15 protein-coding genes are annotated in these 14,626 nt (G+C 72.0%); 1 reads left to right on the top strand and 14 read right to left on the bottom strand.

Translation table 11 applies throughout. The features are described 5' to 3' along the window. The first annotated feature begins 235 nt into the window (after positions 1-235). Positions 236-826 (top strand): histone, encoded by a 591-nt coding sequence (locus LOC65_RS02190; protein ID WP_230246482.1) that lies wholly within the window; start codon positions 236-238, stop codon positions 824-826. Positions 827-911: 85 nt separating this feature from the next. Here LOC65_RS02190 and LOC65_RS02185 read toward each other — a convergent pair whose 3' ends face one another. The 14 genes from LOC65_RS02185 to mpl all read right to left on the bottom strand — a co-directional run bounded on the left by LOC65_RS02185 (position 912) and on the right by mpl (position 14,531). Next, entirely contained in the window at positions 912-1,817 is a 906-nt protein-coding gene (locus LOC65_RS02185; protein WP_009857562.1) for a carbohydrate kinase family protein, read from the bottom strand. Positions 1,818-1,857: 40 nt separating this feature from the next. Then, the gene (locus LOC65_RS02180) at positions 1,858-2,844 is read right to left on the bottom strand and encodes a zinc-ribbon and DUF3426 domain-containing protein (protein WP_230246481.1); all 987 of its coding nucleotides are present in this window, start codon (positions 2,842-2,844) and stop codon (positions 1,858-1,860) included. Positions 2,845-2,851: 7 nt separating this feature from the next. Continuing rightward, entirely contained in the window at positions 2,852-3,742 is an 891-nt protein-coding gene (gene prmA, locus LOC65_RS02175; protein ID WP_230246590.1) for a 50S ribosomal protein L11 methyltransferase, read from the bottom strand. Between the two features lie 10 nt (positions 3,743-3,752). Further along, positions 3,753-5,102: an acetyl-CoA carboxylase biotin carboxylase subunit gene (gene accC, locus LOC65_RS02170; protein WP_009857565.1), complete on the bottom strand. Its 1,350-nt coding sequence runs from the start codon at positions 5,100-5,102 to the stop codon at positions 3,753-3,755. Positions 5,103-5,113: 11 nt separating this feature from the next. After that, positions 5,114-5,572 carry an acetyl-CoA carboxylase biotin carboxyl carrier protein gene (gene accB, locus LOC65_RS02165; RefSeq protein WP_230246480.1) on the bottom strand — a complete coding sequence of 153 codons (459 nt, stop codon included), beginning with the start codon at positions 5,570-5,572 and terminating at the stop codon, positions 5,114-5,116. A 275-nt stretch (positions 5,573-5,847) separates the two neighbouring features. Next, positions 5,848-6,342 (bottom strand): TlpA disulfide reductase family protein, encoded by a 495-nt coding sequence (locus tag LOC65_RS02160; protein ID WP_230246478.1) that lies wholly within the window; start codon positions 6,340-6,342, stop codon positions 5,848-5,850. Continuing rightward, positions 6,339-6,938 carry a hypothetical protein gene (locus tag LOC65_RS02155; RefSeq protein WP_230246476.1) on the bottom strand — a complete coding sequence of 200 codons (600 nt, stop codon included), beginning with the start codon at positions 6,936-6,938 and terminating at the stop codon, positions 6,339-6,341. Before LOC65_RS02155 ends, LOC65_RS02160 begins: the two co-directional genes overlap by 4 nt. A gap of 67 nt (positions 6,939-7,005) precedes the next feature. After that, positions 7,006-7,722 carry a monofunctional biosynthetic peptidoglycan transglycosylase gene (gene mtgA, locus LOC65_RS02150; protein ID WP_009857646.1) on the bottom strand — a complete coding sequence of 239 codons (717 nt, stop codon included), beginning with the start codon at positions 7,720-7,722 and terminating at the stop codon, positions 7,006-7,008. After that, positions 7,719-8,564, bottom strand: coding sequence for a shikimate dehydrogenase (aroE, locus tag LOC65_RS02145; RefSeq protein ID WP_164963982.1), 846 nt, complete (start codon positions 8,562-8,564; stop codon positions 7,719-7,721). The genes mtgA and aroE overlap by 4 nt, the downstream gene beginning before the upstream one ends. 4 nt (positions 8,565-8,568) lie before the next feature. Beyond that, complete coding sequence (locus LOC65_RS02140; RefSeq protein ID WP_206023541.1) at positions 8,569-9,450, bottom strand: energy transducer TonB; 882 nt, start codon at positions 9,448-9,450, stop codon at positions 8,569-8,571. Next, entirely contained in the window at positions 9,437-11,452 is a 2,016-nt protein-coding gene (locus tag LOC65_RS02135) for a ribonuclease catalytic domain-containing protein (RefSeq protein ID WP_230246475.1), read from the bottom strand. The genes LOC65_RS02140 and LOC65_RS02135 overlap by 14 nt, the downstream gene beginning before the upstream one ends. Before the next feature lie 432 nt (positions 11,453-11,884). Then, a complete protein-coding gene (locus LOC65_RS02130; RefSeq protein ID WP_230246473.1) occupies positions 11,885-12,595 on the bottom strand; it encodes a beta-ketoacyl-ACP reductase in 711 nt (236 codons plus the stop codon). Next, entirely contained in the window at positions 12,586-13,176 is a 591-nt protein-coding gene (locus tag LOC65_RS02125; protein ID WP_230246471.1) for a YqiA/YcfP family alpha/beta fold hydrolase, read from the bottom strand. Before LOC65_RS02125 ends, LOC65_RS02130 begins: the two co-directional genes overlap by 10 nt. After that, positions 13,173-14,531, bottom strand: coding sequence for a UDP-N-acetylmuramate:L-alanyl-gamma-D-glutamyl-meso-diaminopimelate ligase (gene mpl / locus LOC65_RS02120; RefSeq protein ID WP_230246469.1), 1,359 nt, complete (start codon positions 14,529-14,531; stop codon positions 13,173-13,175). Before mpl ends, LOC65_RS02125 begins: the two co-directional genes overlap by 4 nt. Between the last annotated feature and the right edge of the window lie 95 nt (positions 14,532-14,626).

The raw sequence follows: 14,626 nt of genomic DNA, 5'->3' as shown, positions 1-14,626 counted from the left end.
ACCCGGCGGGCCACGGCCCGCTGCCGTCGCACGGTGCCTTCGCGGGGCCCGTGCGACGTTTCACATCCGCGGTCCGGGAACAGCGCCGCCAGATGCGCCGTCCCGTGGCCGCTGCCCCATTCGTCGTACCGGGGCGAGTGCCCGGCCCCAGCCGGGCGTCAGAACGCCGGACGACGGATTGCCGTGCCGCTCATGACGGCGCGGTGCTCTTTGCAACTTGATCAAGGAGATCGTGATGGCAACTGCGAAGAAGGCGCCCGCCAAGAAGGCCGCGCCGGCAAAGAAGGCGGCTCCGGCCAAGAAGGTCGTGGCTGAGAAGAAGGCCGCTGCGCCGGCCAAGAAGGCTGCGCCGGCGAAGAAGGCCGCCGCGGTCAAGAAGGCGGCGGCTCCGGCCAAGAAGGCCGCTCCGGCGAAGAAGGCGGCAGCCCCGGCGAAGAAGGCCGCTGCCGTGAAGAAGGCGGCGGCGCCGGCGAAGAAGGCCGCGGCCCCGGCCAAGAAGGCCGCTGCTCCGGTGAAGAAGGCTGCAGCGCCGGCCAAGAAGGCGGCGGCTCCGGCGAAGAAGGCGGCAGCGCCGGCCAAGAAGGCGGCGGCTCCGGCGAAGAAGGCCGCCCCCGCGAAGAAGGCGGCGGCGCCGGCCAAGAAGGCGGCGACCGTGAAGAAGGCTGCGGCCCCGGCGCCGAAGGCGGCCGAGCCCAAGGCCCCGGCCAAGAAGAAGGCCGCGCCGAAGAAGGCCGAACCTGCGCCGGCGGCGGCGCCCGCGCCGGCCGCCAAGACGACGCTGAGCCCGGCGGCCGCCTGGCCGTTCCCGACCGGCAACAAGCCCTGATGACGAACCGGCCGCTCGAGGCGGCCGGTGTCGTGGTCTGCAAGCCCGGCCTCGGCCGGGCTTTTTCATGCCTGCGCGGCGGGCGTCAGAGGCCCAGCGCGGCGCGGTCGACGACGTGGTTCTGGCCGCCCTTGCTGGCGATCTTCAGTGCGCCGATGCGGTTGCCCAGCGCGGCGCAGCGTTCCAGGTCCCAGCCGCGTTCCAGGCCGTAAAGCAGGGCGGCGCGGAAGGAGTCGCCGCAGCCGGTCGGGTCGACGATCCCGGCGGCGGCCACGCCCGGCACCTCGCGGCGTTCGCCGTCGGTCCAGATCTCGCAGCCGCGTTCGCCCAGCGTCACGACGACACCCTTCAGGTTCGAGCGCGACAGGCCGGCGAGGTCGGTGCCGATGCGTTCGCAGAGGATGCGGCCTTCGTAGTCGTTGACGGCGACCCAGCTCGCGATCTCGACCATGCGCCGCAGCGCCGGGCCGTCGAACATCGGCAGCTGCTGGCCCGGATCGAAGATGAACGGGATGCCGGCGGCGTGCATCTGCTCGGCGTGTTCGCCCATCGCCTCGCGGCCGTCGGGCGAGATGATGCCGATCTTCAGGTCGGCGCGCGCCGGCACCTTGGCCAGGTGCGCGTTTTGCATCGCGCCCGGGTGGAAGGCGGTGATCTGGTTGTTCTGGACGTCGGTGATGATCATCGCCTGCGCCGTGTACGAGGCTTCGTCGACCATCACCAGCGAGGTGTCGGCGCCCCAGCCCTTCATGCGCGCGAGGTAGTCGGCGCCGTCGTTGCCGAGCGCGGCCATGACCACCGCCTCGCCGCCCAGCGCCTGCAGCGTGTAGGCGATGTTGCCGGCGCAGCCGCCGAACTCGCGCCGCAGCGTCGGCACCAGGAACGACAGGTTCAGGATGTGCATCTGCTCCGGCAGGATCTGCTCCGCGAAGCGGCCGGGGTAGGTCGTGATGGTGTCGAAGGCGAGCGATCCGCAGATCAACGCGGGCATAGGAGACTCCGGGGAAGTGGCGCGCGCGCGGCGCGCAGGCTCAGGGGTAGAAGATCTCGATCGTATAGCCGGCCACCGGCTTGCCGGCGGCCGTCAGCGTGACCTGGATCGGCATTTCGGCTGCCGGCGCGACCGCCGGCGTGGCGATGCCGGCCTCGGCCGGCGTGATGACGCGGCGCGCGACGATGCCGCCGCGGCTGTCGGACAGCGTCAGGTCCAGCGCCGGCACCGCCAGCGGCAGCGCCGAGCGGTTGCGCAGCAGCAGTTGCAGCTGGTACATCGCCGTGCCTTCGACGCGCACCAGGCCGCTGCTCTCGACGCTCAGGCCTTCGATCGAGCGCGGGGGCGCGATCGTGCAGTCCGGTGCCTGGCACAAGGCCTCCAGCAGCGGCTGCGTGGCCGGCCATCGGGCGGCGACGAAGTCGCGGTACTCGTAGGCGGCCTGCAGCGCGAGGCCGGCGGCCCCGGCGACGCAGAGGGCGGCCAGCGCGGCGCGCACGCGCGGCCGGCGCCAGCGCTCGCGGCGTTCGGCGTGGCGCAGGAAGGCGGGTTTGGGCTCCTCGGCGGGCGCGGCCGGTGGCGTGTCCGGTTCGGTCACGGCGGCCACGGGCTCGGCGTCTGCCGCCTCGGGCGGGGTGTCGGCCGTCGCGGCCGGGGCCCAATCCTCGGGCGCCTCCCGGTGCGGCTCGTCGAGGCCGGCATGGCGTTCGAGCAGCACGGTCTCGGCGTGCGTCGGCTCGGCCGGCGGCGTCGCACCGGTCTCGGGCGCGGGTTCGGGGTCGGGCTCGTCTGCCGGCCCGGCGTCGATCGCCGGACGGCTGTCGACGGCCGGCGCTGCGGGCGGCTCCGGGTCAGACGGTCGGGGGGGTGTCGGCGGCGTCTCGACGTCGAGGTCGACGAGGTTCTGGATCGCGTTGAAGACCTCGCCGCAGCGGCCGCAGCGAACCCAGCCGTCGGAGACCCGAAGCTGGTCCTGCACCACACGGAAGACGGTACCGCAGGACGGGCACCGGGCGGCGAGCGTCATGCGTCGATCATGCCATGCGCGTTGCCGTCATCAGGATCCAGCCGTCCTCGCGGTCGCTCACTTCGAGCGTCAGGAACGGCGCGTAAGCCGCCTTCAGTTCGTCGGCCTGGCGCTCCAGGATGCCGGCCAGCACCAGCGAGCCGCCCGGCGCGACGAAGCCGGCCAGCAGCGGCGCCAGCAGCTTCAGCGGCGTGGCCAGGATGTTGGCCAGCACCAGCGGGTAGGTGCCGCCGGCCGCGTCCGGCAGGCCGGCGTTCAGCGTCACGCCGTTGGCCGTGGCGTTGGCGCGTGTCGAGTCGACGGCAGCCGGGTCGATGTCGACCGCGTCGACCGCCGCCGCGCCGTGCAGCGCCGCCGCGATCGCCAGGATGCCCGAGCCGCAGCCGTAGTCGAGCACGCGGCTCCAGGGCCGGGCGTTCGTGGCGATCCAGCGCAGGCACATGCGGGTCGTCGGGTGCGTGCCGGTGCCGAAGGCCAGGCCCGGATCGAGCCGGATCACGCGCTCGGCGGCAGCCGGCGGCTCGTGCCAGCTCGGCACGATCCAGAAGCTGGGCGTGATCTCGACCGGGCCGAACTGCGACTGCGTGATGCGCACCCAGTCCTGCTCGGCCACCGGCTCGAGCGCCTGCAGCGACAGGCCCTCGGTCCAGTCCTGCGCCAGCAGCAGCGTCGCCGCACGTTCGGCCGCGGCCTCGTCCTCGAACAAGGCGCGCAGCGTCGAGCGGTCCCAGCCCGGGCGCGGCGCCGGCATGCCCGGCTCGCCGAACAGCGCCTGCTCGGCGTCGGTGCCGGCGTCGGCGTCCTCGACCGAGACCGACAGCGCGTCCAGGTCGTCGGACAGCGCGTCGGAGACGGCTTCCACCAGCGCCTCGGGCGCCCGCAACACCAGTTCAAACATCATCAGCGGATCATCGCTTGTGTTGCGCGAGCCAGCCTTCCAGGTAATGGATGCTGGTGCCGCCTTCGACGAACTTGGCGTCCAGCATCAGCTCGCGGTGCAGCGGGATGTTGGTCTGGATGCCCTCGACCACGGTCTCGCTGAGCGCGCTGCGCATGCGCGCCAGCGCCTGCTCGCGCGTGTCGCCGTGCACGATGACCTTGCCGATCATCGAGTCGTAGTTCGGCGGCACGTAGTAGTTCGTGTAGGCATGCGAGTCGACGCGCACGCCCGGGCCGCCCGGCGGGTGCCACATCGTCACGCGGCCCGGCGACGGCGTGAACTTGTACGGGTCCTCGGCGTTGATCCGGCACTCGATCGCGTGGCCGCGCAGCTGGATGTTGCGCTGGGCGAACGGCAGCTTCTCGCCGGCGGCGATGCGGATCTGCATCTGCACGATGTCGATGCCGGTCACCAGCTCGGTCACCGGGTGCTCGACCTGCACGCGCGTGTTCATCTCGATGAAGAAGAACTCGCCGTTCTCGTACAGGAACTCGAAAGTGCCGGCGCCGCGGTAGCCGATCTTCTTGCACGCCGCCGCGCAGCGTTCGCCGACGCGGTCGACGATGCGCCGCGGGATGTTCGGCGCGGGCGCTTCCTCGATGACCTTCTGGTGGCGGCGCTGCATCGAGCAGTCGCGCTCGCCGAGCCAGACCGCGTTGCGGTAGTTGTCGGCCAGCACCTGGATCTCCACGTGACGCGGGTTCTCCAGGAACTTCTCCATGTAGACAGCCGGGTTGCCGAAGGCGGCACCGGCTTCGGTGCGCGTCGTCTGCACGGCGTTGAGCAGCGCGGCCTCGGTGTGCACGACGCGCATGCCGCGGCCGCCGCCGCCGCCGGCGGCCTTGATGATCACCGGATAGCCGATGGCGCGCGCCTGGCGGATGATCTCCTTCGGGTCCTCGGGCAGTGCGCCGTCGGTGCCGGGCACGCAGGGCACGCCCGCGCGCAGCATCGCCTGCTTGGCCGACACCTTGTCGCCCATCATGCGGATCGCCTCGGGCGTCGGGCCGATGAAAACGAAGCCGCTCTTCTCGACACGCTCGGCGAAGTCGGCGTTCTCGCTCAGGAAGCCGTAGCCGGGGTGGATCGCCTCGGCGTCGGTGACCTCGGCCGTCGAGATGATCGCCGGCATGTTGAGGTAGCTCTGGGCCGACGGCGCCGGGCCGATGCAGACCGCCTCGTCGGCGAGCTTGACGTACTTGGCCTCGCGGTCGGCCTCGGAGTAGACGACGACCGACTTGATGCCCATCTCGCGACAGGCCCGCTGGATGCGCAGGGCGATCTCGCCCCGGTTCGCAATGAGGATCTTCTTGAACACGGCGGTCGCGCTTACTCGACGATGAACAGCGGCTGGCCGAACTCGACCGGCTGGCCGTTCTCGCACAGGATGCGCACGATGCGCCCGGCGCAGTCGGCCTCGATCTCGTTCATGATCTTCATCGCCTCGATGATGCAGACCGGCTCGCCTTCCTTGATCTGCTGGCCGACGTCGGCGAACGGCTTGGCGCCCGGGCTGGCGGCGCGGTAGAAGGTGCCGACCATCGGCGACTTGATGACCTTGCCGGCGGGCTCGGCCGCAGCCGCCGGTTCGGCGGCGGCCGGTGCGGCCGGGGCAGCGGCCGGTGCCGCCGCGGCGGCCGGCGCCGCGGCGACGACCGGCGCCATCGCCACCGTCGCGACGCCGCCCTTGACGATGCGGACCTTGCCCTCGGCTTCGGTGATTTCGAGTTCGGAGATGTTCGACTCGGAAACGAGGTCGATGAGCGTCTTGAGCTTTCTCAGGTCCATGTCGGTCCTCTTCTGACGGGCGGGGGTGTCCCGCGCGGGAAACGTGGTGAGCGGCCTAGCGTGAACCTGTCGGGGCTCGCTGTGGCTGCTGCTGGTCAATAAGTCTGGCTGAACGGCTCGCTTCTGATGCCTATTTTCCAGAACTGCGAAGCTCCTGCCGGCTCGGGTCGGGGTCTGGCGGCTTCGTGGAGAGGGCGGACTCTACGCCAATTTGGTCGCAGATGGCAGCAAATTATCGAAGATCGCTCAAAACGCCCGTTGCGGCGCCGCGGCGATCAGCCGAGCCAGGACTCGAGCTCGGCGTCGTCGGTCTCGCCGAACTTGTGCCGCAGCTGGCGGCCGGAAGAGGCCATCAGCACCGTGTAGGGCAGGCCGCTGCCGGGGTTGCCCAGGGCTTGCGACAGGCCGATGCCGGCAAAACCGGCGATCACGATCGGGAACGAGACCGGGCTGCGCTCGAGGAAACGGCGCACCGGCTCGGCTTGATCAACGGCAATTCCGAGCACGGTCACGTCGGAGCGCCGACGCTGCAGCCGGTCCAGCGCCGGCATCTCCTGGACGCAGGGCGGGCACCACGGCGCCCAGAAGTTGACGATCAGCGGGCGGCCGCGCAGTTCGGCGAGCGCCAGCTCGCGGCCGTCCGGGCGAGGGTAGCGGGCGGCCCACAGCGCCTCGTCGCCGGGCGTCAGCCGGCGGCCGTCGAACCAGCGCCAGGCCAGGCCGGCGCCGATGCCGCCGAGCGCGGCGGCCAGCAGCGCGCGCCGGATCACGCCGCGTCCTCCGCCAGCAGCCGCTCCAGCGCCGCCAGGTCGCCGCGCCAGCTGCGCCCGCGGGCATCGGGCTTGAGCGCGCCGCGCAGCGCGTCGTGCTCGTTGACGACGAGCTGCAGCGTGACGATCTCGCCGAGCTCGGCGTTGCGGCTGCCGACGATCAGCACCGAGGTCTCGGGGGCCCCCGGGCGTTCGATGCTGGCGACGTCGTAGTCGACGCCGGCGTTGATCAGCGCGATCTCGGCGGCCTTGGAATCGTCGCAGTACAGGTCGATGAGCACCGCCGAGCGCCGTGTCGCGGTGCCGCGCCAGACGGCGCCGGCCAGGTGCGGGCGGAACTCGGCCAGCCGGTGCATCCAGACTCGGGCGGTCTCGCGCAGCGCACGCAGCTCGGCCGGCTGGGTGTCGGCGCAGAACAGCTCCAGGTAGGCGCGGACCTCGTCCTCGACCTCCTCGTTGCCCGGCAGTTCGCCGGCCCGGCCGCTGCGCCGGCCCAGGTCGCGCGCCGCCTTGCGCTTGGCGGCGGCGTACTCCAGCCCGTCCTCGACGACCAGGCGCGCCGCCGCCGCGGCGATCTCGGCTTGATGAAGGCTCATTGGGGCACCCTCAGTCCTGCGGCCGGTCCCGCCACGCGGGAATGAGCCCCGGACAAGTCCTGAGGGCTCATGGCAGCTCCACCGCGCCCATGCGCGCGACGATGGTCTGCGCACGCCCGGCGACGTAGCCCGAGTTCGGCCGTTTCTCGAAACGTTTGGGCGCCGGCAGCATCACCGCCAGGCGCGCCGCCTGCGTCGCCGACAGGCGCTCGGCATCGACGCGGAAGTAGTGGCGTGCGGCGGCCTGGGCGCCGAACACGCCTTCGCCCCATTCGACGTTGTTCAAGTAGATCTCCAGGATGCGCTCCTTGGACAGGAAGGCTTCCAGCATCATCGTGATCGCCAGTTCCTGGGCCTTGCGCAGGGCTGTTCGTTCGCCCGACAGCAGCAGGTTCTTGGCCAGCTGCTGCGTGATCGTCGAGCCGCCGACGATCTTGGCGGTCTTCGCGCGGCCGGCCTCCAGGCGGGCCTCGGCGCGCTGGTTGCGTTCCCAGGCCTGCTCGATCGCGTCCCATTCGACACCGGAGTGTTCGGCGAAGCCGGCGTCCTCGCTGGCGATGACCGCGCGCTGGATGTTGCGGCCCAGGCGTTCGCGCGGCACCCAGGCCTGCGTCCAGTCGATGCGCTGCCGCTCGACGAGCAGCCGCCAGGCCTCGCTGCGCTGGAAGGCGGTGGACTGCGGATCGAAGACGGCCATCGCGGCGACGCGCAGCGCGAAGAACACCTGCAGCGCCAGACCGCAGACGACGACGAGCACGGCCAGCCGCCAGAGCTGGCGTTTCACGCCTTGGCCTCCAGGCGCGCACGCAGCGCGGCGAGCACCGGCGCGGTGTCGGGGCGCACGCCGCGCCAGAACCAGAAGGCCTCGGCCGCCTGCTCGACCAGCATGCCCAGACCGTCGTGCGCGCGAGCGCCGGCGGCGCGCGCCCAGGCGAGGAAGGGTTCGGCCGCCGGCCCGTACATCAGGTCGACGGCGAGTGCGCCCGGCGCCAGCACCGATGCCGGCACCGGCACCGCGGCGCCGGACAGGCTGCTCGCGCTGGCGTTGAGCACGATGTCGTGGCCGCTGCCGGGTGTGTCCAGCCCGGCGGCGGCGAGCGTGCAGCCGTGTTCGGCGGCCAGCGCGGCGTGGCGCGCCACCAGCGCCTCGGCACGTGCGGGCGTGCGGTTGACGACGGTGACGGCGGCGGCGCGGGCCTCGATCAGCGGCCCCAGCACGCCGGCGGCGGCACCGCCGGCGCCGATCAGCAGCACACGCCGGCCGGCGACCGGCTGGCCGGCGTGCCGTTCGAGGTCGCGCACCAGGCCGATGCCGTCGCTGTTGTCGGCGCTCCAGCCGTCGGCGTCGAAACGCAGCACGTTGGCCGCCTCGGCCAGCGCGGCCCGCGGCGTCACGTGCGCGGCCAGCCGCGGGGCCTCGAACTTGAACGGCACGGTGACGTTGCAGCCGCGGGCGCCACTGGCGGCGAAGGCGCGCAGCGTGGCCTCGAAGCCGTCGAGCGGGCACTCGACGCGGCCGTAATCGACGGCCTCGCCGGTCTGGCGTGCGAACTCGGCGTGGATGAACGGGGACTGGCTGTGCGCCACCGGGTGGCCGAGCACGGCGTAGCGGTCGGGAGCGGTCATGGGGTCAGCGGGCCAGCGGCGTGGTTTCCAGGCCGTCCTCGCGCGTGAAGCGGAAGCGCGAGGTGACGACGATCTCGTCGGCCTGGCGGCGCATCGCGGCCGTGAACGGGCCGAACGGAGCGGCGGCGCGCACGATGGCCATCGCCTGCTGGTCGAGCACGCGCGAGCTGCTCGGGCGCACGATCTCGGTGTCGACGACACGGCCGGCGGCGTCGACGGTGACGTTCATCACCAGCTCGCCGTAGAGCTTGACGCCGTTGCGCTCGGGGAAGTTGCGCGTGCCGCGGTCCTCGATGCGCCGGCGCAGCAGGTCGTAGTACAGCGCGTAGACCTCCTCGCGCGTGGCCGGGCTGATGTAGCGCTTGCGCGGGCGGGCGTTCTCTTCGTTGATGCGCTTCTCGATCTCGGCGAGCATCTGCAGCAACTGGCGGCGGTGTTCCTCGCGCTCGCGCTCCTGCGGGCTGCCGGTGTCGCGCTGCGGGTCCGGCGGCGGCAGCGCCGCGAGTTCGCGCCGCAGCTGGGCGAGCAGCTGCTGCTGTTGCTGCTGCAGGTCCTCGATGCGGCGGCGGGCGTCGTCGGCGGCGTCGCCGGGCTGGGCCTGCGGCGTGCGGGGCAGCGGCGAGGTCGCGCGGCCCTTGTCGGCGTCGCCGCCGCCGGCCAGCCGCACCTGGGCGATGGCCTGGGCCTCGGTCGGCGCCTCGTTGGAGCGCGCGTTGACGAGGATGACCTCCAGCGGCGTGTCGCGGAAGACGCGGTTGAAGGCCTCCGGATCGACGAAACGCACCGTCAGCAGCACCGCGTGCAGGCCCACGGAGACCAGCAGCGCCGCCTGCAGCGCCGTCAGCTTGGCCAGCAGCGCCGGCAACGACAGCTTAAGCGCCAGCATCTCCGGCGGGGGCGTCGTTGACGTCGATGGCCAGCGTCAGCGGGCCGACGGCTTCGGCTTCGTCGTCGACCTCGGCGACCGCCTCGGGCGGTTCGTCCTCGATGCGAGCGACGAGCGTCGCGTGCAGGTCCAGCGTCAGCAGGTCGATGCCGGCGACACGGGCGCGCAGCCGCGCGCCGCGTGGCCAGTCCTCGGTGCCGGGCACGCGGAAGACCAGCGGCAGCGTCTCGGCGCGCACCAGGCCGCCCTTCATCACCGCGGCCTCCAGCTCGGTGACGGCGTTCTGCTCGATCCAGCGCAGCGTCCAGAAACGTTCGATGCCGTGCTGGAAGTCGTTGTAGGCCGAGTAGGCGGCGTCGAAGCCCGAGATCACCGAGAACAGCGATGCGTCCTTGGGCCGGAACGGCGCGGCCAGCGCCGCGGTGCGGCCGTGGCGCGCGCAGGCGATGATCTGCCACTGGTTCACGAGGTCGACGTAGCGCCGCAGCGGCGACGTGGCCCAGGTGTATTGCGCCACGCCCATGCCGGCGTGCGGCGCCGGCTTGGTGCCCATGCGCACCTTGATGCCCGGCAGCAGGCTGGCCTGGCTGCGGTAGATGCCCGGCACGCCGCATTCGGCGAGCCAGCCGCCCCAGCGGCTGTTGGCCAGGATCATCGCCTCGGAGACGATCAGGTCCAGCGGCGCGCCGCGCCGGCGCGTCGTGATCTGCACACGTTCGCTGCCGTCGGGCTCGGCCGTGTGGCCTTCGAGGCGGAAGTTGTAGTCCGGGCGGTTGAAGTTCTCGGGCTTGCCGCGCACGACCTCGCGCGCCGCCTTCAGCGCCTGCGCGAAGCGCCAGCAGAAGGCCAGCTCGGTGGCGAAGGCGTAGTCGGCCGGCGCCTCGCCGGCCAGCGACGCCTCGGTGATGACGTCGTCGAGCTGGTCGTGGCGCAGGTTGGCGACGATCGGCACGCGTTCGAGCTTGGTCTCGACCGCGCGAACCTCGAACGTGGCCTCGTCGACCGTCGCGTACAGGCTGACGGCCGGGCAGTCGCGGCCCTCGATCAGCGTGTAGGCCTGCACGACCTCGTCGGGCAGCATCGTGATCTTCCAGCCCGGCATGTAGACGGTGGACAGGCGGTCGCGCGCGACCTTGTCCACCGGCGAGTCCGGCTGGATCGCCAGCCCCGGGGCGGCGATGTGGATGCCGAAGATCACCGTGCCGGTGCCCAGGCCCTGGACCGACAGTGCGTCGTCGATCTCGGTCGTCTGCGAGTCGTCGATCGAGAAGGCCTGCACCGCGGCCAGCGGCAGCTCTTCCTTGATCGCCGGCGCCGCCAGCGCCGGGAAGCCGGTGCCGTGCGGGAAGGTCTCGAACAGGAAACGCCGCCAGTGGAACTGGTACGGGCTGTCGATCGCGCCGGCGTCCTTCAGCAGGTCCAGCGGTGCGCGTTGCGTGCGCTTGGCGGCCTCGACGACGGCCTTGTACTCGGGCGCGTTCTTGTCGGGGCGGAACAGGATCTTGTAGAGCTGCTCGCGCACCGGCGCCGGGCACTGGCCGGCGGCGATCTCGCCGGCCCAGGCCTCGATCTGCGCCGCGAGCTGCTTCTTGCGCTCGATGCCCAGCAGCGCCGCCTTGACGGTCTCCTCGGGTGCCTTGCGGAACAGGCCCTTGCCGAGGCGGCGGAAGTAGTGCGGCGCCTCGAACAGGCGGAACAGCGCCGCGGCCTGCTTGTCGGGGCCGGCCGAGGCCTCGAAATAGTCGCGCGCCAGGTCGGCGAAACCGAATTCACCTTCGGGCGCGAACTCCCAGGCGAGGTCGAGGTCGATTTCCGCCGCCAGCGCCTGCGCCTGGGCGATCAGCTCGGCCGGGGCCGGCTTCTCGAAGCGCAGCAGCACGTTGGCCGCCTTCACCTTCACGCGTTTGCCGGAATCGAGCTCGATCTGCATCGAGCTCTCGGCTTCGGACATCACGCGGCCGGCGTGGAATTTCCCGGCGTCGTCGAACAGGGCATAAGTCACCGGGCGATTGTCCACCAGCGGCCCGGGTGCCGGGCTTGCCGGATCGCCGGGGTTCGATCGGCGTCAGGCTTCAGCAGTGCGTCTCGCTGCACTCGCTTCAGCCGCGGCGGGCCACGGCCGCCGGGCGGCCGGCTCGCTCCATGTCCCCCTGCCGGGCTGCGCCCGGCCTCCTCCTAATACTTGCGCGATCCGGCCGCCCGGCGTCCGCGGCCGGCACCGCCGAGGCGTCGGGCAGCTGGCGTGCGGTGTGCAACAGCCGGTTCGGGCCGGCCGGCGGGGCGTGTCCCGGAGTGAAGTCAAGGAGGAGACCCGGCCGCAGGCCGGGGCGGGGGACATGAACGCAGGGACACGCCCCGTCGGCCGGCCTCGCGCCGCCGCTGGCGCGAAAACCGTGCTCGTGGAGCCACGCCGCGCAGCCGGCGCCGTGGCCCGTTACACCGTCATCCCGCCCGAGACCTCGAGCACCGCGCCGTTGACATAGCTGGCCTCGTCGCTGGCCAGGAAGGCGTAGACGGCGGCGATCTCCTCGGGCCGGCCCAGGCGCTGCAGCGGCACCTGCTCGCGCATGTGCGCCAGCACCTTCTCCGGGATCGTGTCGAGGATCGGTGTGGCGACGAAACCCGGCGCGACGGCGTTGACACGCACGCCCTTGGGGCCGAGTTCGCGGCTCCAGGTCTTGGTGAAGCCGATGACGCCGAACTTGGACGCGGCGTAGTTGGTCTGGCCGAAGTTGCCGTAGATGCCGACGACGCTGCTGGCGTTGAGGATCACGCCCGAGCCCTGCTCGATCATCAGCGGCGCCACCGCCTGCGCGCAGTGGAAGACGCCGCGCAGGTTGACGTCGATGACGGCGTCGAACTGCTCCTCGGTCATCTTCACCAGCCGCGCGTCGCGCGTGATGCCGGCGTTGTTGACCAGCACGTCGATGCGGCCGTGTTTCGCCCTCACCGCGGCGACCATCGCATCGACCTGGGCGCGCACGGTCACGTCGACGGCCAGGCTTTCGGCGGCGCCGGGCACGGTGTCGGCGTGGCGGTCGCAGGCGACGACCACGGCGCCTTCGGCCGCGAACTTGGCGACGGTGGCCGCGCCGATGCCTTGCGCCGCGCCGGTGACGATGCAGACCTTGTCCTTCAATCGCATAGCCGCAGAAACCTCAGCAGGTGGGGCAGGTGCTCGTCGAAGTCGGACAGCGCGTGGTCGCTGCCGTCGACGAGGCGGATCGTCGCGCCGGCGTAGCGCGCGTGCATCTCGCGCCAGTCCAGCAGCTCGTCGCCGGTGGCGACGACGGCGAAGTAGCGCTCGGGCCGGGTGATCGCCGGCACCGTCAGCGCACGCAGCTCGTCGACGTACTCGGGCAGGAAGAAGAAGCTCTCCTCCGGCTTGTGGAACTGCTTGTTCTCGCCGATGTAGGCGGCGAGGTCGCGTGCCGGGTCGACGGCCGGGTTCAGCACGCCGGCCGTCCAGCCGCGCGCCTCGGCGACCGCGGTGGCGTAGAAGCCGCCGAGCGAGCTGCCGACGACGGCGGACGTCTGCGGCCAGTCGGCCGTGCCGTCGAGCAGCATCGCCACCGCGGCGCGTGGCGACGGCGGCAGCTGCGGGCTCCAGAACTGCAGATCGGGCCGGTGCTCGGCCAGCCAGGCGCCGACACGCCGCGCCTTCGCCGACTGCGGCGAGGAGCGGAAGCCGTGCAGATACAGCAGGTGGGTCGGTCCTGCGCTCACGCCTTCCCCTGCAGCGCCGCCAGCAGCTTGGCGTGGATGCCGCCGAAGCCGCCGTTGCTCATGCAGACGACGTGGTCGCCCGGCTGAGCGGCGCGCGCGATCGTGGCCACCAGCATGTCCACCGTGTCGGCCGTCACCGCCTTGGCGCCCAGCGGCGCCAGCGCTTCCTTGACGCTCCAGCCCCAGTCGCCCTGCAGGCCGAAGGCAAGGTCGGCGTCTTCCAGCGCCCAGGGCAGCTGGGCCTTCATCGTGCCCAGCTTCATCGTGTTCGAGCGCGGCTCGAAGACGGCGAGGATGCGCGCCGCGCCGACCTTGCGGCGCAGGCCGTCGATCGTCGTGCGCATCGCCGTCGGGTGGTGGGCGAAGTCGTCGTAGACCTTGACGCCGCCGGCTTCGCCGCGCAGCTCGAGCCGCCGGCGCACGTTCTGGAACGTGGCCAGCGCCGCCGCGGCGGCGTCCGGTGCGACGCCGGCGTGTTCGGCGGCGGCGATCGCCGCCAGCGCGTTGAGCTGGTTGTGCTCGCCCAGCAGCGCCCAGTCGACGCGGCCGATCTTCAGGCTGCCGCGCAGCACGTCGAAGGCGTGCGGCTCGCCGCGGGCGCGCAGCGCGCCGGGCTCCTCGCGCTTCGGGCCGAAACGCTGCACCTCGCTCCAGCAGCCGCGCTGCAGCACACGCTGCAGCGCCTCGTCGCGGGCGTTGACGACCAGCCGGCCGCTGCCGGGCACGGTGCGCACGAGGTGGTGGAACTGGGTCTCGATCGCCGCCAGGTCCGGGAAGATGTCGGCGTGGTCGTGCTCGAGGTTGTTCAGGATCGCCGTGCGTGGCCGGTAGTGCACGAACTTGCTGCGTTTGTCGAACAGCGCGGTGTCGTACTCGTCGGCCTCGATGACGAAGAAGCGGCCGCCGCCCAGGCGCGCCGAGACGCCGAAGTTCAGCGGCACGCCGCCGACCAGGAAACCCGGCGCCAGCCCGGCATGCTCGAGGATCCAGGCCAGCATCGAGGTCGTCGTCGTCTTGCCGTGCGTGCCGGCGACGGCCAGCACGTGGCGGCCGAAGAGCACGTTCTCGGCCAGCCACTGCGGCCCGCTGGTGTAGGCGGCGCCGGCGTCGAGGATGGCTTCCATCAGCGGGTTGCCGCGCGTGACGACGTTGCCGATGACGAAGACGTCGGGTTTCAGCGCCAGCTGGTCGGCCCCGAAACCCTCGATCAGCTCGATGCCGAGCGAGCGCAGCTGGTCGCTCATCGGCGGGTAGACGTTGGCGTCGCAGCCGGTCACGCGGTGGCCGGCTTCGCGGGCGAGGGCGGCGATGCCGCCCATGAAGGTGCCGCAGATGCCGAGGATGTGGAGATGCATCCGGGCATTCTAGGCAGCGGGTCCGACGGGGGACGGCGGTCCCGCGTCAGCCCATGAAAAACGGCCGCCCTGGGGCGGCCGTCGGGGCGTGGCGG

Source organism: Rubrivivax sp. JA1055, assembly GCF_020966565.1.
Taxonomy (GTDB): domain Bacteria; phylum Pseudomonadota; class Gammaproteobacteria; order Burkholderiales; family Burkholderiaceae_C; genus Rubrivivax; species Rubrivivax benzoatilyticus.
Note: the sequence above shows the minus strand (reverse complement) of the source record. Positions and strands in the feature narration are given on the sequence as shown.